The organism is Inquilinus limosus MP06 (assembly GCF_000767795.1).
GTDB classification, from domain to species: Bacteria; Pseudomonadota; Alphaproteobacteria; order DSM-16000; family Inquilinaceae; genus Inquilinus; species Inquilinus limosus_E.
This window is the reverse complement of sequence record NZ_JANX01000012.1, coordinates 1-22,976: the sequence shown is the minus strand read 5'-3', so window position 1 is coordinate 22,976 and position 22,976 is coordinate 1. Positions and strand designations below refer to the sequence as shown.

General features: G+C 69.7%; 20 protein-coding genes. 7 read left to right on the top strand and 13 right to left on the bottom strand.

Annotated elements, in window-relative coordinates; genetic code table 11:
- The first annotated feature begins 246 nt into the window (after window positions 1-246).
- Window positions 247-1,812: an alkaline phosphatase PhoX gene (locus P409_RS02535; protein WP_034831456.1), complete on the top strand. Its 1,566-nt coding sequence runs from the start codon at window positions 247-249 to the stop codon at window positions 1,810-1,812.
- 56 nt (window positions 1,813-1,868) lie between these two features.
- Here the strand turns inward: P409_RS02535 and P409_RS02530 are convergent, their stop codons facing one another.
- Window positions 1,869-2,330, bottom strand: a complete 462-nt coding sequence (locus tag P409_RS02530) for a DUF3237 domain-containing protein (protein WP_034831454.1) — start codon at window positions 2,328-2,330, stop codon at window positions 1,869-1,871.
- Between the two features lie 102 nt (window positions 2,331-2,432).
- On the opposite strand from P409_RS02530, the gene P409_RS02525 reads away from it, so the two are divergent.
- Window positions 2,433-3,314, top strand: coding sequence for a LysR substrate-binding domain-containing protein (locus tag P409_RS02525; protein ID WP_034831453.1), 882 nt, complete (start codon window positions 2,433-2,435; stop codon window positions 3,312-3,314).
- Here the strand turns inward: P409_RS02525 and P409_RS02520 are convergent.
- From P409_RS02520 to P409_RS02510, 3 genes are read right to left on the bottom strand one after another with little or no spacing between them, the layout of a single operon-like run.
- Entirely contained in the window at window positions 3,298-3,840 is a 543-nt protein-coding gene (locus P409_RS02520; protein WP_034831451.1) for a GNAT family N-acetyltransferase, read from the bottom strand. The genes P409_RS02525 and P409_RS02520 overlap by 17 nt on opposite strands.
- A gap of 8 nt (window positions 3,841-3,848) precedes the next feature.
- Window positions 3,849-4,430 (bottom strand): helix-turn-helix domain-containing protein, encoded by a 582-nt coding sequence (locus P409_RS02515; protein ID WP_034831449.1) that lies wholly within the window; start codon window positions 4,428-4,430, stop codon window positions 3,849-3,851.
- 40 nt (window positions 4,431-4,470) lie between these two features.
- A complete protein-coding gene (locus tag P409_RS02510; RefSeq protein ID WP_161790326.1) occupies window positions 4,471-5,334 on the bottom strand; it encodes a hypothetical protein in 864 nt (287 codons plus the stop codon).
- Between the two features lie 166 nt (window positions 5,335-5,500).
- Here P409_RS02510 and P409_RS02505 point away from each other — a divergent pair, with 166 nt between their 5' ends.
- Both P409_RS02505 and P409_RS02500 read left to right on the top strand, forming a co-directional pair.
- Window positions 5,501-6,628, top strand: a complete 1,128-nt coding sequence (locus tag P409_RS02505) for a serine hydrolase domain-containing protein (RefSeq protein WP_034831448.1) — start codon at window positions 5,501-5,503, stop codon at window positions 6,626-6,628.
- A 119-nt stretch (window positions 6,629-6,747) separates the two neighbouring features.
- Window positions 6,748-7,575 carry a L,D-transpeptidase family protein gene (locus P409_RS02500; protein ID WP_034831474.1) on the top strand — a complete coding sequence of 276 codons (828 nt, stop codon included), beginning with the start codon at window positions 6,748-6,750 and terminating at the stop codon, window positions 7,573-7,575.
- A gap of 4 nt (window positions 7,576-7,579) precedes the next feature.
- Here P409_RS02500 and pseH read toward each other — a convergent pair whose 3' ends face one another.
- The 3 genes from pseH to P409_RS02485 all read right to left on the bottom strand — a co-directional run bounded on the left by pseH (window position 7,580) and on the right by P409_RS02485 (window position 10,732).
- Window positions 7,580-8,134, bottom strand: a complete 555-nt coding sequence (pseH, locus tag P409_RS02495) for a UDP-4-amino-4,6-dideoxy-N-acetyl-beta-L-altrosamine N-acetyltransferase (RefSeq protein WP_034831445.1) — start codon at window positions 8,132-8,134, stop codon at window positions 7,580-7,582.
- Between the two features lie 190 nt (window positions 8,135-8,324).
- The gene (locus P409_RS02490) at window positions 8,325-10,361 is read right to left on the bottom strand and encodes an elongation factor G (protein ID WP_152613209.1); all 2,037 of its coding nucleotides are present in this window, start codon (window positions 10,359-10,361) and stop codon (window positions 8,325-8,327) included.
- A 131-nt stretch (window positions 10,362-10,492) separates the two neighbouring features.
- Window positions 10,493-10,732 (bottom strand): type II toxin-antitoxin system VapB family antitoxin, encoded by a 240-nt coding sequence (locus P409_RS02485; RefSeq protein WP_034831472.1) that lies wholly within the window; start codon window positions 10,730-10,732, stop codon window positions 10,493-10,495.
- A gap of 242 nt (window positions 10,733-10,974) precedes the next feature.
- Between P409_RS02485 and P409_RS02480 the strand changes: the two genes are divergently transcribed.
- Window positions 10,975-11,238, top strand: coding sequence for a hypothetical protein (locus P409_RS02480; RefSeq protein ID WP_034831443.1), 264 nt, complete (start codon window positions 10,975-10,977; stop codon window positions 11,236-11,238).
- 16 nt (window positions 11,239-11,254) lie between these two features.
- On the opposite strand, the gene P409_RS02475 is transcribed toward P409_RS02480, so the two are convergent.
- Complete coding sequence (locus P409_RS02475; protein ID WP_034831470.1) at window positions 11,255-12,541, bottom strand: amidohydrolase family protein; 1,287 nt, start codon at window positions 12,539-12,541, stop codon at window positions 11,255-11,257.
- An 89-nt stretch (window positions 12,542-12,630) separates the two neighbouring features.
- Here P409_RS02475 and P409_RS02470 point away from each other — a divergent pair, with 89 nt between their 5' ends.
- Window positions 12,631-13,101, top strand: a complete 471-nt coding sequence (locus P409_RS02470; protein WP_034831441.1) for a GNAT family N-acetyltransferase — start codon at window positions 12,631-12,633, stop codon at window positions 13,099-13,101.
- Between the two features lie 18 nt (window positions 13,102-13,119).
- On the opposite strand, the gene P409_RS41155 is transcribed toward P409_RS02470, so the two are convergent.
- The 4 genes from P409_RS41155 to P409_RS35950 all read right to left on the bottom strand — a co-directional run bounded on the left by P409_RS41155 (window position 13,120) and on the right by P409_RS35950 (window position 21,988).
- A complete protein-coding gene (locus P409_RS41155) occupies window positions 13,120-15,492 on the bottom strand; it encodes a beta strand repeat-containing protein (RefSeq protein ID WP_034831439.1) in 2,373 nt (790 codons plus the stop codon).
- Between the two features lie 138 nt (window positions 15,493-15,630).
- On the bottom strand, window positions 15,631-16,305 hold the full coding sequence (locus P409_RS02460) for a sugar transferase (RefSeq protein ID WP_052119938.1): 675 nt from the start codon (window positions 16,303-16,305) through the stop codon (window positions 15,631-15,633).
- 316 nt (window positions 16,306-16,621) lie between these two features.
- Complete coding sequence (locus tag P409_RS35955) at window positions 16,622-17,440, bottom strand: helix-turn-helix transcriptional regulator (RefSeq protein WP_052119937.1); 819 nt, start codon at window positions 17,438-17,440, stop codon at window positions 16,622-16,624.
- 120 nt (window positions 17,441-17,560) lie between these two features.
- Window positions 17,561-21,988, bottom strand: a complete 4,428-nt coding sequence (locus P409_RS35950) for a PAS domain-containing protein (protein WP_081991151.1) — start codon at window positions 21,986-21,988, stop codon at window positions 17,561-17,563.
- A gap of 59 nt (window positions 21,989-22,047) precedes the next feature.
- Here P409_RS35950 and P409_RS02445 point away from each other — a divergent pair, with 59 nt between their 5' ends.
- Window positions 22,048-22,524: a GNAT family N-acetyltransferase gene (locus tag P409_RS02445; RefSeq protein WP_238578578.1), complete on the top strand. Its 477-nt coding sequence runs from the start codon at window positions 22,048-22,050 to the stop codon at window positions 22,522-22,524.
- 1 nt (window position 22,525) lies between these two features.
- On the opposite strand, the gene P409_RS02440 is transcribed toward P409_RS02445, so the two are convergent.
- A complete protein-coding gene (locus P409_RS02440) occupies window positions 22,526-22,909 on the bottom strand; it encodes an anti-sigma factor family protein (RefSeq protein WP_052119935.1) in 384 nt (127 codons plus the stop codon).
- Between the last annotated feature and the right edge of the window lie 67 nt (window positions 22,910-22,976).

Here is a 22,976-nt window from a genome sequence, read left to right as displayed (position 1 = left end):
TTCGAGAAATTTATCTGAAAACTTAAAATATAATACTATTGCAACAAATATGAAACACAAAGAATCCCATGATTTTATTTCCTCTGTAAAGTCGAGTCACCTTAACAAAAGTTTATCAGATCCAGGATATAGCTCTCCCGGTCAGTGATTCCCTTGACTGCGGGACAGCCATACTTGGCCTCAGGCGTTCGCCGACCGGCATGGCGCAGACCCCAGCTCGACGGACAGCCAGCAGGAGACCCGACCATGACCGACACCCCCACCCGGCGCCATGTCCTCCAGGGCGGCGGCGCCGCCCTGGCCCTGGGCGCCATCGGCAGCCTGGGCGCGCTGTCGCAGCGCCAGGCGCAGGCCGCCGCCACCGGCGAGAACTGGACCGCCCCGGTCCGCAGCCCCTACGGCCCCCTGGCCCCGGCGGCCGACGAGAGCACCGGCCTGCCGCTGCTGCTGCTGCCGCCGGGCTTCCGCTACAGCTCCTTCTCCTGGACCGGCGACCGCATGGCCGACGGCCAGCCGGTGCCGCGGGCGCATGACGGCATGGCGGTGATGCACGGCAAGGGCGGCCGCTGGTTCGATTTCGGCTTCGGCCATGGCCATGGGCACGGCCGCGGCGACGAGCTGGTGCTGGTCCGAAACCACGAGATCAGCGCCGCCGGCACCATGATCACCGCGCCGGGCACCTACGATACCGGCACGGTCGACGCCAGCGGCTCGCGCGCCGGCGGCGGCACCACCACGCTGCGCTTCCGCAACGGGCGCTGGATCTCGGCCGAGGCCAGCCTGGCCGGCACCACGCAGAACTGCGCCGGCGGCCGCACGCCCTGGGGCACCTGGCTGAGCTGCGAGGAGGTCAAGACCAACGCCCGCTCCAGTGCCGGCCGCCGCCACGGCTATGTATTCGAGGTGCATCCGGAGGCCGAGCGCACCACCGGCCGCCCGCTGACGGCGATGGGCCGCTTCAGCCATGAGGCGGTGGCCATCGACCCGCGCACCGGCATCATCTATCTGACCGAGGACGACCGCAACAAGTCGGGCCTGTACCGCTTCATCCCCGACGACCGCTCCGGCCGATACGGCGCACTGGAGCATGGCGGCCGGCTGCAGGCGGCCCGTGTGCGCCGCAAGCCCAATGCCGACCTGGTGGTCGCTCATGTCGGCGACACCTACCAGCTGGAATGGGTCGACATCGAGCAGCCGGACATGGACGCAGTCACCGCGCCGGTCGGCTTCCCCGACATCGGCGCCGGCGAGATGCTGAGCGGCCCCTTCGCCCAGAGCTGGGCCGAGGGCGGGCTGCGGATGAGCCGCGGCGAGGGCATCTTCTACGCCGATGGCCGCATGTTCATCGTCGACACCAGCACGGGCAAGGAGCCGAGCGGCCGGCTCGGCCGCGGCTACGGCGCCGTCTGGGTGCTGGACCTGTTCACGCAGCGGCTGCGGGCGCTGTTCGTCAGCGACAGCCAGATCGCGGCGCACAACCCGGACAACGTCACGGTCAGCCCGCGCGGCGGCGTGGTGCTGTGCGAGGACCCGGACGCGGCGCCGTCCGGCAGCCCGGACAATTTCGGCCCGGGCACCCGGCTGGTCGCGCTGACCCGGACCGGCGCGCCCTTCTACCTCTTGAAGAACAATGTCGAGCTGACCGCCGGCCAGATCGCCGACGCCGGCAAGGCCATCGCCGAGGGCGACTACCGGACCAGCGAGTTCGCTGGCGCGTGCTGGAGCCCGGAGGGCCGGACCCTGTTCGTCAACATCCAGACCCCGGGCATCACCTTCGCCATCACCGGCCCGTGGGAGCGCGGCCCGCTCTGATCGCCACGCCGGGCAGGCTGGCCGGGTTCGCTGCGGCGAGCCCGGCCCGTCCGGCCTTACAGGATCTCGAACACATCATAGGCCGCGCCGTTCGGCCGGCGCTCGCCGAGGCCGACGGCGACGATCCGGTTGAGCCAGGCATAGTCTGGCGACGCCGTCTCGAAAAACGGGGCGATCCGCAGATAGTATTCGGAGCGCCCGACCGCCTCGCCCCGGGCGATCCGGTCGCCGACCTCGGGCGCGGCGTGCCGCACGCCGCGATAGGTCATCAGGACCAGCGCTTCGTCCCGGGTCCGCAGGGTCAGCCGGACATCCTGCTGGAATGACCCGTCGGCGCGGGTCAGCAGCAGGTCCGAGCCGCCATGCGGCAGCACCTCGCCGGCCAGCCGCTCGCCTTCGAACGTTCCGCCCGACACCGGCACGACCCGGCGTTCCCCGGCCGGCGTCATGCCCAGCTCGAGGATCGGATGGAGGGCGATCGAGAGGCTGAACAGGGGGCGGGACATCAATTCGGCCATGGGAAGCTCCGGTCATGTCAGAGGCCCCATTCGACATCGGCGGACCTGCGGCCCAAAGCGAGCGATCTTGCCCGTCATCTTAAGCTGACCTTAACATGGCGCATGCCGAAACGCCTGCCGGCCCTGGACTCGCTGCGCGTCCTCGAAGCCGCCGTCCGCCACGCGAACTTCACTCGGGCGGCGGCCGAGCTCGGCGTCACCCCGGCCGCCGTCAGCCTGCGGATCCGCGATCTCGAGGCGGAGCTCGGGGTGGCGCTGTTCCGCCGCTCGGGCCCGAGCGTAATCCCGACCGAGGCCGGCGCGGCGCTGGCGGGACGCATGGCCAAGGCCCTGGGCCTGATCCGGTCGGCGGTCGAGGCGTGCCGGGGCGCGGCCGACGGCCTGCGCGTGACCGCCGTCCCGACCTTCGCCATGCGCTGGCTGACGCCCCGGCTGGCCGCCTATCACGCCCGTCCCGATGCCGTGCCGATCCGGCTCGACGTCTCGGCCGAGCTGCGGCTGGCCGGCGACTTCGACATCGCGATCCGCACCGGGCATGGCGACTGGCCCGGCTTCGAGGCGACCGCCCTGATGCCGGTCGACGCCACGCCGATGCTGAGCCCGGCACTGGCGGCGGGGCTGTCGTCGCCGGCGGATCTGGCGGCCCTGCCGCTGCTGCCCCATGACGATTGGCGGCGCTGGTTCCGGGAGGCGGGCGTCGAGCCCCCGGCCCTGCGCTTCTACGCCGACGACTATCCGACGCATGAGCTGGACGCCGCGGTGGCGATCGAGGGCGCCGGCGTGGCACTGCTCTCGCCCCGCCTGTTCGGGACGCTGCTGCGCGATGGCAAGCTCGTCCAGCCCTTCCCGCACGTTATCCGCGGCCCGGCCGCCCACCACATCCTGCTGCGGCCCGGGGAGGCGCGGCCGGCGGTGCTGTGCTTCCGCGACTGGCTGGTGGACGAGGCACGCCGCTGCGACGACAGCTCTATGCGAGCTGCTTGAGCATGTAGCTGGTGTCCTCCAGCACGCCCGTCGGCGAGCAGGCATGGCCGGGGACGATGCCGAACAGGCGGAAGCCGAGGCTCTCATACAGCGCCTCGCCGCTGTCGCCGCGCCTTGTGTCGAGCAGCAGCAGGGTTCGGCCGTGCCGGCGGGCCAGATCCTCCGCCGCCAGCATCAGCTGCCGGGCGATGCCGCGGCGGCGGGCGGCCGGATGCACCAGCAGCTTGGCGATCTCGGCCCGGTGCAGGCCGTTGGCCGGCATGCCCAGCACCAGCTGCACCGTCCCGACGACGCGCCCGTCCAGCCGCGCCACGATCAGCCGCCGGGCGCCGCTGCGGAAGGCGGGCTCCAGCCCCAGCCAGAACGCGCGCGCCGCTTCGACCGTGAAGGGCAGGACGAAGCCGACGCTGGCGCCGTCCAGCACGCAGCCATGGAGCACCCGGGCGAGGTCGTCGAGATGGGCGGCGAGATCGTCGGGCTCGACCTCCGCCAGGGTGACCGTGGATGGAACGGCGGTGTCGGGCATGGCGGCGCTCACGGCTTGCATAGGGCGATGACGTAGTGGGCCGGCCGCGGGCCGGGACAATGGAAGCGGGTCGGGCCGAACAGGCGGTAGCGCAGGCAGTCGCCCGGGCCGAGCCGATGGACGGTGTCGTCGACCAGCAGCTCCAGTTCCCCCTCCAGCATCCAGACATGCTGCTCGATGCCGTGGATCGGCGGCGTGTCGTAGCTGACGACGGCGCCGGGCGGCAGCACGCCTTCGACCAGCTCGCCCCGGAAGCCGGTGGCGGGCGGCGAGACGCTGCGGCGGCGGAAGCCGGTCTCGGGATCGGTCCAGCCCGGCTGCTCTTCCCGCCGCAGCAGTTGCGGCGGGTCGGTCTCGACCTCGGCGATCAGGCCGGACATGGTGCGGCCATAGGCGGTGCACAACCGCCCGAGCAGCGAGGCGGTCGGGCTGGTCTCGCCGCGCTCCAGCCGCGACAGCGTCGCCCGGCTGATGCCGCTGCGCTCGGCCAGCGCGTCCAAGGACCATCCCTGCTCCGCCCGCAACGCCGCCAAGCGCGCGGCCAGACGGGCGTCAACCGGCTCGAGGTCACTGATGACGTCACTTCTCATGATCGGGAAATTATCTCGATCATGAGATCCGACGCAAGGGCTATGGCGTCGGCGGCGGGGCGAAGCGAGGATCGCGCGACGCGTCGGCCGGGAACGGTTGGGGCGAGCCGGCCATGAGCTCGTTGTCCGGATCGTCAAGTGTGAACAGCGCCAGGCCGATGACGCCGATGTTGCGCGGGTCGCCCTGCGGCGTGTTGGCCGCATAGGCATCGCCTGGCGCGGAGAAGCGGAAGGCCGCGACCTCGTCCTCGTTCTTGCGGAAGCCCTCAATCACCAGCCGCTCGCCCGGGCGCACCACATAGCCGCGATTGGCGATGCTGCCAAGCCGGCCGCTGATAACGTCGAGTCCATCGACCGTGGCCATCACCTCGATCGTCCGGCGGCCCCGGTTGTCGAAAGCCAGCCGGTAGACGTCGCCGGAGCGGCCCTGCAGGCGAAGGTCACCGCCACCGGTCGGCGTCAGCCGCATCGGCGTGCCCCTGGCGCCCAGCACCGAGAAGTCCACGGCTCCGCCCGAGACCAGCAGGCTGCGGACAGTGCTGACCGGCCCCGTCGCTGCGCTGCGGCGGCCATCATAGCGGACCGTCACCTGCGCCTCCGGCCGGTCCGGCCAGAAGCGGGTCAGGCTGACGAAGCGGATCGGCGAGCGGATCTCCTCGCCCCAGCGCGTGCCCAGCCGCTCCTGCTGCGCGATCTCCAGCGGCGCGGGCTCGCTCCGGCGCGGTTGGGGCACGGCCGCGCCCTGGCTCGCCAACGGCACAAGCCCGTCGGCGACACCGGACGAGGCGCGTAGAGGCGCCATCTCCTGATACATGGTCGCCTCCTGCACCGCTGGCCGCGACGACACGCAGGCGGCCAAAGCCAGCATCAGCCCGGCCGCGAAAACCTTCGACAAAATACGCATGATCCCTCCCCCGAGATATCCAGCGCCGCATCATCGGTCCCGCTCTGCGGCGAACCCGTGGCGGGGCGGAGGTGAATCGGGGGCCGAGCAATCCCGGTACAGTGGCCGTTCGGTGGCCCTGCTACCGATCCGAGGCGCGCCCGATCGCGCCCAGACGGAGACGACCATGCCGCTTCGCCGTGCCCTGCCCCTGATCGCCCTCCTCGCCTCCCCCGCCGTGGCCGCGGACACACCGCCCGATTGCCATGCGCCGGCGGTGCTGAACGATGGCTGGGCCATCGCCGTGCCGGCCGACGAAGGCTTCGACCCGGCGACGCTCTGCGCCGTCGGCCCGGCGCTGGAGGCTCGCAATGCCCATGCCGTGCTGGTCGTGCGGCACGGCACGCTGGTCTATGAGCGCTACTTCGCCGGCGAGGACGAGCGCTGGGGCCAGCCGCTGGGCCGCGTCGCGCATGACGCCGCGACCAAGCACGACCTGCGCTCGATCACCAAGAGCGTGACGTCGCTGCTGGTCGGCATCGCGGTCGACCATGGCTGGATCAAGGATATCGACGCGCCGGTGCTGTCGCTGCTGCCGCAATACGCCGATCTGCGCTCGCCGGAGACAGACCGCATCACTCTGCGGCACCTGCTGACCATGTCCAGCGGCCTGGCCTGGAGCGAGGACCTGCCCTACAGCGACCCGCGCAACAGCGAACGCCTGATGTCGGACGCGCCGGACCCATACCGTTATGTGCTGGAGCAGCCCTTCGCCACCGCGCCGGGCGAACGCTGGACCTACAGCGGCGGGGCCACGGCCCTGCTGTCGGCCGTGCTGAAGCAGGTGTCGGGCCGGCCGCTCGACGTGCTGGCACGGGAGGTGCTGTTCGCGCCGCTCGGTATCGACGACGTCGAATGGGTGCGCTATCCGAACGGCGACCCGGTCGCCGCCTCCGGCCTGCGGCTGCGGCCGCGCGACATCGCCAAGATCGGCCGGCTGGTGCTGGACCACGGCGCCTGGCAGGGCAAGCAGATCGTCTCGCCCGGCTGGATCGCGCAGTCGACGACCCGGCAGATCGCGGCGGAGGACGAGATCGACTACGGCTTCCAATGGTGGCTCGGCCATTCGCAGATCGGCGGGCAGGATCTCCGCTGGAGCGCCGGTGTCGGCTGGGGCGGCCAGCGGCTGTTCCTGGTGCCCGATCGCGACCTGCTGGTGGTGGTCACCGCCGGCCTCTACGACCAGCCTGACGCGCAGGACGCGCTCGGCCGCGATGTGCTGGAGCGCTATGTCCTGCCGGCGGCCCGGCCATAGGGACGATCCCGAAATCGGCCGGTGAATATTGGCGCATGATATGGTATGAATACAGACGGAAGCGGAGCAAAGACAACCGGATCTCTTGATCCGGCGCAATCGCGATTGTCGAGATGTCGATGTCTACGCGCTTCCTGCTTGCCGTCATCCTGCCGATTCTGGTGCTCGGGTGCAGCCGCCCTCCTCCTCCGGCATCCACGGCCACCATCGGATCATCGGTCGATGTCGACGGCGAATTCGCCCGGCTCCAGGCCAGCCTCGCACGGGAAGTGCCGGGCGCGATCACCGATTCGCCCGAGACCGGCCAGCGCTGGGCCGCCCTGGCGCAGCGCGCGGTCGCGGCCCGCGGCCAGGCCATCCGTCGGCCGCAGCTGGTGATGGTGGTGGACCGCAACCCGGCGGTGCAGGAGATGCGCCTGGTGCTGGCGCGCCCCTCCGGTCCCTGGCAGAGCCTGGGTGGCACCAGGGTCTCGACCGGGCAGGAAGGCCGGCACGGCTATTTCATCACGCCGACCGGCGTGTTCCCGCACACCGACGCGATCCTCGACTGGCGCGCCGAGGGCACCTTCAACGCCAACGGCATCCGCGGCCTCGGCCTCCAGGGCATGCGGGTTTGGGATTTCGGCTGGCAGACCGCCGAGCGCGGCTGGGACGCCGACGGCGGCACCGCCGAGATCCGGCTGCTGGTGCACGCCACCGACCCGGATGTTCTGGAACAGCGCCTCGGCCGGCCAGCCTCGAAGGGATGCATCCGGGTGCCGGGCCCTATGAACGTCTTCCTCGACCGCCACGGCATCCTCGACAGCGACTACGAGGCGGCGGCGAAGGCCGATCCCCGCTACGACGCCGTGCTGCGCCCGGACCGCACCCCGACCCCGCTGGCCGGAACCATGCTGGTGATCGTCGATTCCGCCGAGGGCCTGATAGCCGCGGCGCCGTCCCGGTAGCCGCCTAGTCCGCCTGTATCCCGAGCTTGCGCAGCATCGCCACCAGGTCGTCGCGCTGGGCCAGATAGTCATCGCGTAGCAGACCCAGCACATGGGCGTCCAGGAACTGGCCGCCCTTGCGCACATGGGCGCGCAGCAGCCCCTCCTCGTGGAAGCCGAAGCGCTTGTGCATGCGCACCACGCCCGGATTGCTGGTCAGCACCTCGCAGCACAGCTTGTTGAGCTTCAGCTCGAGGAAGACATAGTCCAGCACCTTGAGCTCGACCCAGCTGCCGATGCCCTTGCCGCGCAGGTCGCTGGCGCCGAGGTAGAAGGCCCAGGCGCATTTGCTGTTCCGCTGGTCGATATCGACCAGGTTGGCCAGGCCGATCGGCTCGCCGTCATCCTGGATGATCCAGTAGACCCGGCGCGGATCGGCCAGGATGCGGGCGAACCAGGCATCGTGCTCCGGCCGGGTGATCTCGTGGTCGGTGTATTGGTGGACCGCGACATGCGGCAGGTTCCGCCAGGTGAACAGCCGGTCGGAATCCTCCGGCTCCACCCGCCTCAGGCTCAGCATTCCCGGGCTTCCCCCCCGCTGGTCGTCATCGCTGCTGTCATAGGCCGGACCGGCCTTGTCTCCATGTCGCCTGTTCTACACCGTCATTGCGAGCGCAGCGAAGCAATCCAGGGCGGCGTGAACCGGCCCTGGATTGCTTCGTCGGCTTTGCCTCCTCGCAATGACGATTTGGAGAAATCCCGACAACCGCTCAGGCCGCGACAGCCCTCCTCCGCTCCTCCACCACCTGCTCGGCGATGCGGCCCATCAGCTCCTGCAGATGGTCGAAGCGGGCGGTGAAGCTGCCGACGCCGAGCGTGACCGAGCGCAGCTCGACCGCCAGCCCGTGCATCTCCGCCTCCGGCAGCTGGCACTCGATCTGGTCCCAGCCGGTCCAGCCCTCGCGCGCGGTCATGCCCAGGATCTGGCCGCGCCGGCTGGAGACGATGGCGTGCACCTTGGCGGTGTATTCCGCCGGCACCGCGATCGACACGGCCTGGATCGGCTCCAGCAGCACCGGGTCGCAATTCGCCAGCCCCTCGGCCATCGCCATCTGCGCCACCGTGCGGAAGGCCTGGTCGGAGCTGTCGACCGAATGGTGCTGGCCGTCCACGAGGGCCACGGCGACGTCGACCACCGGGAAGCCCAGCGGCCCGCGGTTCATCGCCTCGCGCGCGCCGGCCTCCACCGCCGGGATGTAGTTCTTCGGCACGGCGCCGCCGACCACCTTGTTATCGAACACGAAGCCCTCACCGCGCGGCAGCGGCCGGATCTCGACCTGGATGTCGGCGAACTGGCCATGGCCACCGGTCTGGCGCTTGAAGCGGGAATGCTGCTTGGTCGGCCGCCGGATCGTCTCGCGATAGGCGGTGCGGGTCGGCACCGTGGTGACCGCGACATTGAACCGGCTCTTCAGCCGCTCCACCGCGATCTGCAGCTGGATGTCGCCCTGCCCGGCCAGGGTCAGCTCGCCGGTCGCGTCGACATGGTGCACCGACAGCGCCGTGTCCTCCTCGCACAGCTTGGCGAGAGAGGTGGTCAGCTTGACGTCGTCCTTGCGGTCGGATAGCGACAGGGCCACGGCGTGCACCGGCTCCGCCGGCTTCGGCCAGTTCCAGGTCGCCTCGGCGGTGCCGTCGGCGCGCAGCGTCTGGCCGGTGGCCAGGTCGTCGAGCCGGGCGATGCCGACAATCTCCCCGGGGCCGGCCTCGGCCAGCTTCTGGTTCTCGCCGCCCTTCAGCCGGTACAGGCCGGAGATGCGGCGGCTGCCGAGATTGCCGTTGTCGGCCAGCCGTCCGCTCCAGATCCGGGCCAGGCTGAGCTTGCCGGTGTGCGGCTGGTGCTGGGTCTTGAACACGGTGGCGGCGAAGCCGCCATGGGCGTCGTAGCCCAGCCGGGTGGCCGCCGCATCATGCGCCGGCGCCTCGTGGCGCAGCGCCTTCCACAGCCGGGTGACGCCGTTGCCGTGCTCGGCCGAGCCGAAGAACACCGGCACGATCAGGTCTTGCTGCAGGTCGCGGGTCAGCTGGGTATAGATCTCCTTCGGCGCCGGGATCTTGTCCTCGAGCAGCTGCTCCAGGAGGGCGTCGTCGAAATCGGCCAGGGATTCCAGCAGGGTCTGGCGCGCCTCGTCCTGGCGCGGCTTGATGTCGCCCGGCGCCTCGATCAGGTCCGAGGATTGGTTCTCGCGCCATTTGTAGGCGCGGCCGCTGACCAGGTCGACATAGCCGGAGACGCTGTCGCCGTCGCGGATCGGAACCTCGCGGAGCAACAACGGCCGGGACGAGACCTGCTGCAGCGCGGCCAGCAGGTCGCGCATGCGAATGTCGCTGCGGTCCATCTTGTTGATGAACAGGATGTGCGGGATCTCGTGCTCGTCCAGGAAGCGCAGCATCGGCGCCAGGATCACGGCACGGTCGGGGTCGGCCTCGGCGACCACCACGGCAATGTCGGCGACCATCAGCGCGGCCATGGCGTCATGCGCCAGCTCGACCGAGCCGGAGCAGTCGATTAGGGTCCAGTCCTCATCGAGATAGCGGCAGGAGGCGAGGTTCGGCTCGATCGTCATCTGCCGGGCGCGGGCCTCGGCCGAGGCGTCGCCGACGGTGTTCTTCTGGGCCACGCTGCCCTTGCGCGGGATCGCGCCGGCGCTGTGCAGCAGCGCCTCCATCAGCGTGGTCTTGCCGCTCGAATACGGTCCGACCAGGGCCGCGCAACGGTATCTGGGGGCAGGGCGTTCCTGCGGCATGCGCATCCTCCCTTCTGCACGGGCCCGCCGTGCCGACCGGGCGAATGCCCGATCGCGCGGGCGCCTTTAGGAGGCCAGCATGACACTTCCGAGACGATCGGCCCAGCCCCGATCTGAGACGCCGAAGAGTGTCAGGCCTCGCCGCTCAGTTCATCGAAGAAGGCCTTGTCCGCTTCCAGTCCTGTCAACGGTCTCGCGGCGACGCTATCCTGCAAAGGCCGCAGTCGTTCACGCAGCCGAGCCGCCTCGTCATCCCGGCGCAGCTCGTTGCGGACCGCGAGCTTCACAGCCTCGGTCAACCCGATCTGCCGGCGGCGGGCCAACTCCCGAACCAACGCATCCGTCTCAGCGTCTCGAATGTGGAAAGGCATCCCTGCCTCCATGTCCCGGATGGATATCGTAGTATCGGCTGCTCGAAACATCGATCCGTCATGGCGAGCGAAGCGTGGCCATCCAGTCCTTCAGCCGCGGTGCGCGGTGGTGACGGTCTGGATGGCCACGCCCCTTCGGGGCTCGCCATGACGGATCTCTATCCGGGCACAGTCATTCGACGACGTCGGCGCAATCGGCCGCACGACTTGGAAACGGCACCGGTTCACCGCATGATGCCGGCATGCGGATCGTGCGGACTTCGGTTTCATTTATCGGCCCCATCGATACCATCGAGGGTCTCACCGCTCTATGTCATGCCATCCCCGGGATTCGGGAAACCGCCCCTGGGGTCTTTGGCAGCAAGGGCAGGCCGTGGCTTCAGATCCGTCAGGATGCCGACGGCCTCGTCGCCGAGATCCGCCGCGGCAAGAGCTGGCAGCGCTTCCACATGTCGGAGCACGACGAGCAGGAAGCCTTCATGGCCGAGATCGGCCGCAGCTTCTAGTCACGGACGCAAGTCCCTAGCGGATCGACCCCGGCACGAAGGTCGGCACCACCGTGGCCGGGCGGCCCGGCAGATCCAGCGCCGTCGCCCGCTCCGGCGTGCAGGCGATCACCCGGCCGCCGCGCAGCACCAGCAGGCGGGTGGCCTTCAGCCGCACCGCCTCGAACGGGTCGGCGGCCTGCAGCACCACCAGGTCGGCCCGGCAGCCGGGGGCCAAGCCGTAGCCCTCGAGCTCCAGCACCTTCGCCGCCTCGGTGGTCACCGCGGCGAAGCAGCGGGCGATGGCGTCGAGCGCGGTCATCTGCCCGACATGCACCGCCATATGTGCCACCTCCAGCATGTCGGCCGACCCCATCGAGTACCAGGGGTCCATGACGCAGTCCTGGCCGAGGGCGACGGTGATGCCGGCGGCCATCAGCTCCGGCACCCGGGTCATGCCGCGGCGCTTCGGATAGCTGTCGTGCCGGCCCTGCAGGGTGATGTTGATCAGCGGGTTGGCGATCGCCGCCACCCCGGCCTCGCGCATCAGCGGGATCAGCTTCGAGACGTAGTAGTTGTCCATCGAATGCATCGAGGTCAGGTGCGACCCCGTCACCCGCCCGCCGAGGCCGAGGCGATGGGTCTCCGCCGCCAGCGTCTCGATGTGGCGGGACAGCGGGTCGTCGCTCTCGTCGCAATGCAGGTCGACCGGCAGCCCCCGCTCCGCCGCGATCTCGCACAGCCGACGGACCGAGGCGGCACCGTCGGCCATGGTCCGCTCGAAATGCGGGATGCCGCCGACGACGTCGACGCCGAGATCGAGCGCGCGCAGCAGGTTCGTCTCCGCGGTGGCGGAGCGGAACAGACCGTCCTGCGGGAAGGCGACCAGTTGCAGGTCGAGATAGGGCGCGACCTTGCGCTTGACCTCCAGCAGCGCCTCGACCGCCAGCAGCCGGTCGTCACAGACATCGACATGGCTGCGGATCGCCAGCAGCCCCTGCGACACCGCCAGGTCGCAATAGGCCAGCGCGCGGGCGATCACCGCCTCCTGCGTCAGCTGCGGCTTCAGCTCGCCCCACAGCGCGATGCCCTCCAGCAGCGTGCCGGAGCGGTTCATCCGTGGCAGGCCGAGCGACAGCGTGGCGTCGAGGTGGAAATGGGAGTCGACGAAGGGCGGCGTCACCAGCCGGCCGGACGCGTCGATCTCCTCCCGCCCCCGCGCCGCCAGCTGCGGCTCGACCGCGGCGATGCGGCTGCCGTCGATGCCGATGTCGATGCCGGTGCGCCCGTCGGGCAGGTTCGCGTTGCGCAGGACGAGATCCATGGCGGGGCTGGCCTTCAGGAATTTCAGTGAGACATCGGGGCCGCCGACGATAGCATGCGCGCAGTGCATGGAAAGACGGGAGAACGCCCATGTTCCACACGACATGGGGCGAGATCCGCCGGGCGCAGCCCGACGAGGCGGAGGCGATCCGGGCCCTGGTCCGACGCGCCTATGCGAAATGGGTGATCAGCGTCGGCATCGAGCCGAAGCCGATGCGCGCCGACTATGTCCGGGCCCTGGCCGAGCATGAGATCTGGGCGATCGACGGCCTGTATGGCTGCATCGCGCTGATCGAGCTCAAGCCGGAGCCCGACCATCTGCTGATCGTAAACGTCGCGGTCGACCCCGGCCATCAGGGCCGCGGCCTCGGCCGCCGGCTGCTGGATTTCGCCGAGCGCGAGGCGCAGCGCCGCAGCCTGACCGAGCTGCGGCTCTACACCAACATCCGGATGTCCGAGAACCGCGCGCTCTACGCCGCGCGCGGCTATCAGGAGACGCATCACGAGCAGCGGGGCGAGTACACCATCGTGCACATGGCCAAGGCCATCCCCGCTCTCTGATGCACCCTGCGGCCCGCCCTACAGGACGAAGTCGGCGGCCTGCAGGGCGATGTTGCCGGTCAGGGTGATGTGGAAGTCGCTGACCTTGTCGCCGTTGAGGTCGCCGGCGATGGTCGTGTCCGCGCCGTTGAAGGCATAGCGCAGCTGGCCGGCGACACCGGTATAGAGACCGGTGCCGATGAAGGTGAAGGCCTGATCGCCCGCCGCCACCGTGTTGGCGTCCATCAGATGCAGGTCGATGCGGTCACCCTGGGAGCGGGTGAAGTCGGTGATCCGGTCCGCATTGGCGCCGACGACGCTGTCGGTGACCGCCGTGAAGTAGAACCGGTCGGCCCCGGCACCGCCGGTGAGCGTGTCCTTTCCGGCCCCGCCGACGAGGGCGTCGTTGCCGTTCCAGCCCTGGAGCACGTTGTTGCCGGCATTCCCCTCCAGCCCGTCATTGCCCTGGCTGCCGGAGAGATTCTCGATCCCGATCAGGGTATCGCCCTGCGCATCACCCCCGGAACCCTTGCCGGTCGCGAGGCTGACCGAGATCCCGGTCGAGCTCTCGAAATAGCTGGCCGTGTCGGTGCCGGCGCCGCCGTCGAGCACATCGGCCCCGGCCCCGCCGCGGAGCACGTCGTTGCCATCCATGCCGTTGAGCGTGTCGTTCCCGGCCATGCCGTTGAGCGTGTCGCCGCCGCCGTAGCCGGACAGCACATTGGCAGCGGCCGACCCGGTCAGCGTGTCGTTGAAGGCGACCGTGCCGACGATGTTCTCGATATCGTTACCGATGACGTCACCTTGGGCGTCGCCGCCGGAGGCGGTCAGCGTCGTCAGGTTGACCGTGACGCCGGCCGGGCCGTCATAGTTGATGGTGTCGATGCCGGCACCGCCGTTCAGATGGTCCGCCCCGGCACCGCCGTTGAGGAAGTCGTCCCCGTCGCCGCCGCTGAGCGTGTCGTTTCCAGCCTGGCCGTTCAGGACATCCGCGCCGGCCCCGCCGTTGAGAACATTGGCGGCGGCCGAACCCGTCAGGGTGTCGGCGAAGGCGGTCCCCTGGATGTTCTCGATGTCGTTGCCGACGGTGTCGCCCTCGGCCTCGCCGCCGGCGGCGGCCAGCGCGGTCAGATCCACCGTCACCCCGGCGCTGCCGCCATAGACGATGGTGTCGGTGCCGGCGCCGCCGATCAGCGCGTCCGCCCCGGCGCCGCCATTGAGGACATCGTTGCCGGCACCGCCGTCGAGCGTGTCATTGCCGGCCAGGCCGTTGAGCGTGTCGTTGCCGCCATTGCCCGACAGCGCATTGCCGAACTGCGACCCGGTCAGCACGTCGTTGAAGCCGGTCGTGCCCTGGATGTTCTCGATATCGATGTTGATCGTGTCGCCCTGGGCGTCACCGCCGATGCCGGTGCCGCCGATGGTCACCGTCACACCGGCCGGGCCGTTGTAGACGATGGTGTCGACGCCGGCGCCGCCGCGCAGCGAATCCGCGCCGGCGCCGCCTTCGAGGGTGTCGTTGCCGCTGACGCCGTCCAGGGTGGTGGCGCCGCCATAGAGCACGTCGTTGCCGGCGCCGCCGCGCAGCACGTCGTCACCGGCACCGCCGTCGAGATTGTCATTCCCGCCCATCCCGTCGATCGTGTCGGCGCCGCCCCGGCCGAGGATGGCGTTGGCAGCGGCCGATCCGACCAGGGTGTCGGCGAAGCCGTTCGAGCCCTCGATGTTCTCGATGTCGTTGCCGACCACGTCGCCCTGGGCGTCGCCGCCCGAGGCGGTCAGCGCCGTCAGGTTGATCGAGACGCCGGCGGTGCTGAAGAAATAGGTGATCTGGTCGATGCCGGCGCCGCCGCTCAGCGTGTCCGCGCCGGCATCCCCGCGCAGGATGTCGTCTCCGTCGCCGCCGCGCAGGATGTCGGTGCCTGCGCCCGCTGTCAGGCTGTCGTTGCCGGCCCCGCCGTCGAGCAGGTCATTGCCCGGGCCCGAGGCGTCGCCCGAGATCAAGACGTCATCGCCGTCGAGGCCGTAGAGGGTGTTGTTGCCGGCGCCGCCGACCAGCCTGTTGGCGGCGGCCGAGCCGGTCAGGGTGTCGTCGAAGGCCGAGCCGGTGATGTTCTCGATATCGGCGCCGACCTTGTCGCCCTGGGCGTCGCCGCCGCTGCCGATGCCGCCGATCGTTACGGTCACGCCGGCGCCGCTGGCGTCGTAATCGGCGCTGTCGATCCCGGCGCCGCCGCTCAGCACATCCGCCCCGAGCCCGCCGCGCAGCGTATCGTTCCCGTCACCGCCATTCAGCGTGTCCACGCCGGCCAGGCCGTTGAGGATGTCGTTGCCGCCGAGGCCGCTGATCGTGTCGTTGTTCGCCGTGCCGTCGAGAATATCGGCGCCCGCACCGCCGTTGATGACCGCCATGATGAATCCCTGATCCGAAAACGAGAATTTTTGTCGTCGGATCCTGCCGGAAAACGATACTAATGACCGTTCGTTTTGAAGTTATTTTGTTACGCACATCCTGGCCGGGCCCCGTCCGGCCGGGAGAGGACGGTCATCTCAGTAGGCGCCTGAGCGGACGAAGAACACGCGCGGGGTCATCACCAGCAGCGCCATGTCGCGCCAATAGGACCAGCGTCGGACATATTCGACGTTGAGCCGGATCCGGGTCTCGTAGTCGGTGTCGCTGCGGCCATAGATCTGCCAGATCCCGGTCATGCCGGGCCGGACGCTGTGATAGTAGCGGATCGCCGCGCCCCAGCGCTCCTGCTCCTCCTCATACATCGGCCGCGGGCCGACCAGGCTCATCTCGCCCTTCAGCACGTTAAACAGCTGCGGCAGCTCGTCGAGGCTGGTCTTGCGCAGGAAGCGGCCGATCGCGGTCACCCGCGGGTCCTTCTTCAGCTTGAAGCCACTCTCCCATTCGCGCCGCATCTCGGGGTTCTTCTGGAGAAGATCCGCCAGCAGCTTGTTCGCGTTGGGAACCATGGTCCGGAACTTGTGGCAGTAGAAGATCCTGCCGTCGCGACCGACACGTCGGTCGCTGTAGAAGATGCCCCGGCCCGATCGCCGGATCATGATGGCGCAAGCCAGGAACAGGGGCGCAAACAGCACCAGCAATGCGATCGACAGAACGATGTCGGTGGCCCGCTTGGCCATGACCGCGGCACGGGTGCCGGGCAACACCCTTGAGGCCGTGGCCTCGGCCACGCTGACCGGGATGTCGGACGGCATTGCAAATCCCCCTCCAAGACACGACACTCACGAAGCGGGCCGGCGTTTCCGTCGCCGGCTCCGCAGTCCGACCGCCGCCCTGAGGACGGCAACTCCCGCTCCCATGCGAGAGGGCTGGCCGAGCGAGAGAGGGCCATGTCGGCAACCCCCGCAAAGCCTGAACAACCCAGGCGCGACCTCGTTCCCTTTTTCCCGAGAGCTGTTGGGATCTCAATCCCCTAAATTGAGGGGGGGAACCCTGCCGGATCCGCAGTGATGGACGACATGCGCCGCCATGGACGTCGATCGATGACGGTGTTTGCTGAAGGCCGGCGGATCAGCCGCCGATCGCGCCGCAGAGCAGCGCCAGGGCGACAGCCTCCGCGCGGCTGCCCGCCCCGAGCTTGCGCATCGCCGAGGCGACGTATTCGTTGACGGTGTAGACCGACAGCGACAGCTGGCGCGCGGTCTCCTTGCTCGACGCGCCGCGGGCGATCCAGCCCAGGCAGTCGCATTCGCGCGGGGTCAAGGGGGATGCCGGGCGGTGCGCCTCGGGCTCGAATGCGCCTCCGGCGGCGGCCAGCCCGCGTTCGATGCGCAGCGCCCGGCTGAGATGTGGCCCGATCGCCCGCAGCACCCGGAGTTGCTCGTCATCCCAGTTCGGCCGCCGCAGCGGCCGCCAGACCGACAGCATCGCAGACAGGTGGCCACGGTCGAAATCCACCCAGTACAGGCCGCGATCCTTGCCCTGCGGGTGCATGAAGTCGTTGTAGAACTCGGTGCGCCGGTATTCGGCATCCGGAATCAGCGCCGAATGGACGAAGGCCGTGCCGGGCTGCAGCCGCGGCAGCAGGGGTAGCAGCGGCAGCAACCGGTGGTAGTGCGCCTGGTAGCGCGCGACGTAGTCTGGGTCGGTCTCGGTCGCCAGCGTCGCGGGCCCTGGCGTCGCCGGGGCCAGCCGGCGCAGGACCACGGCCTCGCCACCCAGGGCATCGCCGAGGTGACGCAGCACATCGGGCCAGTCCTCGTTGCCGATGCCGGCTTCATAGACAAGGTCGATCAGCCCGAGGACGTGCTGTTCGTCCGGCCGGGCGAAAGAAGACGGTACATCGACCATCGGCCGGATGGCCGACTCGCCGATGAAACGGCCTTGCATCGGATTCCCCTCTCATCTCGCCAAAGCTGGCGCTGCACATGCCGTGCATACGATGATAGTGGATCGGACCGGTCCCTGTCGCGGTGACGGAACGCACACCCCGGATTTCGTTCCGAAATTTCAGAATAGGGTGTCTAGCGGCCGAGGCCGGCCGACAGCGAAGCCCTGCGCCTGGTCGATCCCCATGGCGCGCACCAGAGCCAGGGTTTCCTCATCCTCGACCTGTTCGGCCACGGTGACGGTACCGAGGCGGTGGCCGATGGCATTGATCGATTCGACGATCACCCGGTCGACCGCGCTAGTGGTGATCTGGCGGATGAAGCCGCCATCGATCTTCAGCCCGTCCACCGGGAACTGCCGCAGATAGGCGAAGGAGCTGAGGCCGCTGCCGAAATCGTCCAGCACCACGGCGCAGCCGGCGGCGCGCACCTTGGCGACGAAACGGCTCGCCGCCGCCAGGTTGTTGATCACCGCGGTCTCGGTGATCTCGAAATGCAGCCTGCCGGGATTCAGCCCCGAGGCCGCCAACTCCTCCTTCAGGAACGGCCACAGGAACGGGTCGTCCAGCGTGTTGGCCGACAGGTTGATGCCGATCGACAGGTCCGGCGCCGCCCGCAACTGCGGGCCGTAGCCGTGCAGCGTGGTGCGGATCACCCAGCGGTCGATGTTGCCCATCAGGTCGTACCGTTCCGAGGCGGGGATGAACCCCGACGGCTCGACCATCTGCCCCTTGTCGTCCTGCATCCGCAGCAGGATCTCGACATGCCGCGCCGCGGTGTGCCCGGGCCGCAGATCGCAAATCTGCTGCGCGAACAGGCGGAACCGGTCGGCCTCGATCGCGTCGCGGATGCCGGCGGCGACCTGGATCTCGCGCCGGTGGCGCTGCGCTGCGCTGCCATCGCCACCATAGACCGAGACCTGGCTGCGGCCGGCCGTCTTGGCGGTGTAGCAGGCGACGTCCGCCTGGCTCAGCAGCTCATCAGCCCGGGTCCCGTCGGCGGTGACCGCGGTCAGGCCGACGCTGGCGCCGATCTGATAGGCCTTGTCGTCCCAGGTGAAGCGCAGCTCGGCCACCGCGCGGATGAACTGTCGGGCGATGGTGACGCCATCATCGACCGAGCAGTCGCGCAGCAGCATGGCGAACTCGTCGCCACCGAGGCGGGCGACCAGGTCCCGGCCGCGGCTGTGGCGGCGCAGCAGGTTGGCGACGTCGCGCAGCAGCGCGTCGCCGGCGGCGTGGCCGGCGCCGTCATTGACGATCTTGAAGCGGTCGAGGTCCATGAAGCACAGCACATGCCGCCGCCCGTCCCGGCGCGCCTGGTCACAGGCCTCGCGCAGCGCCCGCTCGAAGGCGACGCGGTTGGGCAGGCCGGTCAGGCTGTCATGGGTGGCGGAATGGGCCAGGGCCTGCTGCAGCGTGCGATCGCGGGTGACGTCCTGGAACACCAGCACCGCGCCGATCACCTCCCCCGAGGCGGTGCGCACCGGCGCCGCCGAATCCCGGATATGGCGCCGCTCTCCACCCCGCGCCAGCAGGACGACGTCGGTGTCCAGGTAATAGGGCTGCATCCGGGCCAGACAGGATTCGACGGGGTCGGGAACGGCGTGGCCGGCCTCGTCGATCAGGCGGAAGACCTGGTATAGCGGGCGGCCCATCGCCTCCTCCGCCGACCAGCCGGTCATCTGCTCGGCAGCCGGGTTCATGAAGGTGACGCGGGCCAGCGCGTCGGTCGAGATCACCGCGTCGCCGATCGAGTGCAGCGTGACCCGCAGCCGCTCCTTCTCCTCGAACAGCGCCTCGGCCAGCTCGACATGGTCGGTGATGTCCCAGTTCATCCCGACCGCATAGTCCGGCCTGCCGTCGGGATGCCGGATCACCCGGGCCAGGGACCGGATGTGGCGGATGGCGCCCGAGCGCTGCCGCCGGATGCGGAAATCCATGCTGAACAGCGAGGTGCGCTCGACCGCCTCCTCACGGCAGCGCACCACGCGGGGCACGTCGTCCGGGTGGATGTAGCCGAGCCACGCCTCCTGGCTGCCGTCATAGGCCCCGGTCGCCACCTCGTAGAGCACATGCATCTGGTCGTCCCAGCTGTAGCGCCCGGTGGCGACGTCGAGCTCGAAGATGCCGGCGCCGGCCCCCTCGATCGCGAGCTGCAGGCGCTGGTTCAGCGCCCGCATCGCATCCTCCGCCCGCTTGCGCTCAGTGATGTCGGTGTGGGTGCCGATGATGCGCCGCGCCCGGCCGTCCTCGTCGCGCTCGACCACCTTGCCGCGGTCGAGGATCCAGCGCCAGGAACCGTCCCTGGCCCGCATCCGGTGCTCGAGCACGAAATCGGGCGACCGGCCGGCCAGGTGATCGTTGATGATCGCCCAGCAGCGCGGCAGGTCGTCCGGATGGACGCGGTCGGACCACTCGTCGACGGTGGCGCCGATCTCGTCCTCCTCATAGCCCAGCATCGCCTTCCATTGGCGCGAGTAGAAGACGTGTCCGGTGTCGATGTCCCAGTCCCAGATGCCGTCGCCCGCCCCGTCGAGCGCGAACTGCCAGCGCGCCTCGCTGCGGCGCAAGGCGGCCTCGGCCGTCTTCACCTCGGTCAGGTCGCGCGAGGTGCCGATCAGGCCGATGATGGCGCCGCGCTCGTCCCGCAGCGGCACCTTGGCGGAGGAGTAGGTCCGGGCGGCCCCGGCGACCACAGCGGTCTCCTCGGTGGTGAGGGCCTCGCCGCTCTCGAGCACGCGGCGGTCGTTCTCGATCAGCGCCCGTGCCGTCTCGGGCGGGAAGATCTCGCTGTCCGCCCGGCCGATGATCTCGATCCCGGCCCGGGCCATCACCTTCTCGACGGCCGGGTTGACCAGGAGATAGCGGCCGCCGCCGTCCTTGACGTAGATCAGGTCCGGCGTTCCGTCCATCACCGCCTGCAGCAGCGTCAGCGTGTCGTGCAGCCGCCTGCTGCGCTCGACGTCCTCGGTGATGTCCCAGCAGGCGCCGAGGCCGCGCAGCAAGGCGCCGCCGGGGCCGAAGGTCAGACGGAGGGAGGAGCGGATGTGGCGGGTGGTGCCTGTTGCCTGGTGCAGCACCCGGTAGTCGACCCGGTACTGCGCCAGCTGGTCCCGTTCGGCCGCTTCGTGGATGCGCGTGACCCGCTCCACATCCTCCTGGGGCAGCAGCCGGCGGAAGCCCTCGGGCGTGTGGTCGAAGCTGTCCGGCGTCACGCCGTGCAGCTCGTGCGTCCGGGCGTCCCAGAGGCGCTCGCCGGTGGTGAAATCGACCTCGAAGATGCCGACCCCGCCGGCGTCGAGCGCGACCTCCAACCGTTCGTTCAGGGCGGATTGCCGGGCCTCCGCCTGCTTGTGGTCGGTGATGTCCCAGTTGGTGCCGACCGCGCGCAGCGGCGTGCCGTCGGCGGCCCGGATCACCCGGGCCAGAGAGCGGACATGCCGGATCCCGCCCGAGACGCGGTGCAGGATCCGGTAATCGGCCTGGTAGACCGAGGTCTCGTGCAGCGCGATCTCGTATTGCCGCATCGCATGCGGGATGTCGTCGGGGTGGATCAGCCGCAGCCATCCCTCCAGCGTGCCGTCGAAGCCGCCCCAGGGCAGGCCGTACAGGTCGTGCATCCGCTCGTCCCAGCGGTAGCGGCCGGTCACGAAGTCCAGCTCGTAGATGCCGACCCCGCCGGCTTCGATCGCGACCTGCAGCCGCTCGGTCACCTCGGCCAGTTGCGCCTCGATCTCCTTCTCGCGGGAGATATCGACGATGGTGCCGATCATCCGCTGGATGCTGCCGTCCGCGGTGCGCTCGACCACCCGGCCGCGGCTGAGCACCGAGATCCAGCGCCCGGTGACGTGGTGCCGAAGGCGGTAGACCGCGTCGAATTCGGCGTCGCCCCGGCTGCGCACCCGTTCCGTCGCTTCGGCCACCCGGTCGCGGTCGTCGGGGTGCATCTTGCTCAGCCACTGGCTGATGTGGTGGACGCGCTCCTCCTCCGGCAAACCCAGCAGTTCCTGCCATTGCGGCGAGACCCAGACCATGCCGGTCGGCACATGGAAGTCCCAGACCACCTGGCGGGACCCCTGCAGGGCGTGGCTCCAGCGTTCCTCGGACGCGCTGAGCGCTGCCTCGGCCTGCTTCTGCGGGCCGATGTCGATGATCTGCAGCAGGTAATGGCCCGGTGGGGCGCCGGCCGCGTCGCGCAGGGCGGAGGCGGTGACCATGCCCCAGAAGACCTCGCCCGTCTTCCGGACGTAGCGCCGCTCGGCCCGCGGGGTCTCGATATCGCTGCGCCGCAGCGCCTCGAGCCCGGCCTGGACCGCCGCGCGGTCATCGGGGTGGACGATGTCGTCGACGGTGCGGCCGATGCACTCCTCGGCGCTGTAGCCGAACATGGTGCGGAAGGCGGCGTTGACATACAGGCAGCGTCCGTCCGCCCCCGCGATCGCCATGCTGACCGCCGCCTGGTCGATGATCCGGCGCAGCAGAGCAACGCCACCGGGAGGGACGGGCGGGCCTGGAGGCCCGGGCCTCCGCCCTGGACTATCGTTCATGTCATCAATGCTCGGCGGCCGGGGCACTCGTCAAAGACACGGCCTCACGATAAGCCGATATGACGAATGACGGAATTCCGGAGCGGATGATGGATGTGACGATGCGGCCGGCTGAGGCCGGCGACCTGCCCGCGATCCTGCGGCTGCTGGCGGACGATCCGCTGGGCAAGAATCGCGAAGCGGCGGTCGAGGCGCCTTACCAGGCCGCCTTCGCCGCGATCGCCGCCGACCCGAACCACGAGATGGTGGTGGCCGAGCTGGACGGCCGGGTGGTCGGCTGCTTCCAGCTCAGCTTCATCCCCGGCCTGTCGCGCCGCGGCGCCTGGCGGGCGCAGATCGAATCCGTGCGCATCGACTCGGCGCTGCGGGGCCGGGGCGCCGGCCGGGCGATGATGGAATGGGCCATCGCCCGGGCCCGTTCGCGCGGCTGCGCCCTGGTGCAGCTGACCACCGACAAGCGCCGACCCGATGCCCACCGCTTCTATGCCCGGCTCGGCTTCGTCGCCAGCCATGAAGGCATGAAACTGGAATTGTAGGTCAGGGCTGGACCGGCTGCGGCGCCCCCTGCGTCGCCGCGCCCTGCTGATAGGCCGCCTGGAAGGCCTGCAGCTCGGACAGGTCGATATCGGCCACGGCCCAGAACTCCAGCCCCGACCGCACCCAGTGCAGCAGGCGGTACCCCTCCTCCGTCTCCGCCGTCGGGGTGCTGTCCGCGGCGCCCGGGTTCGGCCAGACGAACAGGTTGACGACGTGCCCGCCGCCATGGCGGTAGACCAGCGCCGCCACCACCCGGCGGCCGAGATAGTCGAGCCGCCCGCCCACCAGCGGGAAGCCCTGCGCCGCGAGGTCGACCACCGGCGGGGCCGCGTCGATCTTGCCGACGAACCAGGGCTTGACCGTGTGCCGGTCGGAGGACGGCACGTCGACAAGGTGCTCGGCCAGCAGCGACCGGACATGGCTGTCGACCAGCTGCCGCGGTCAGGTCCTG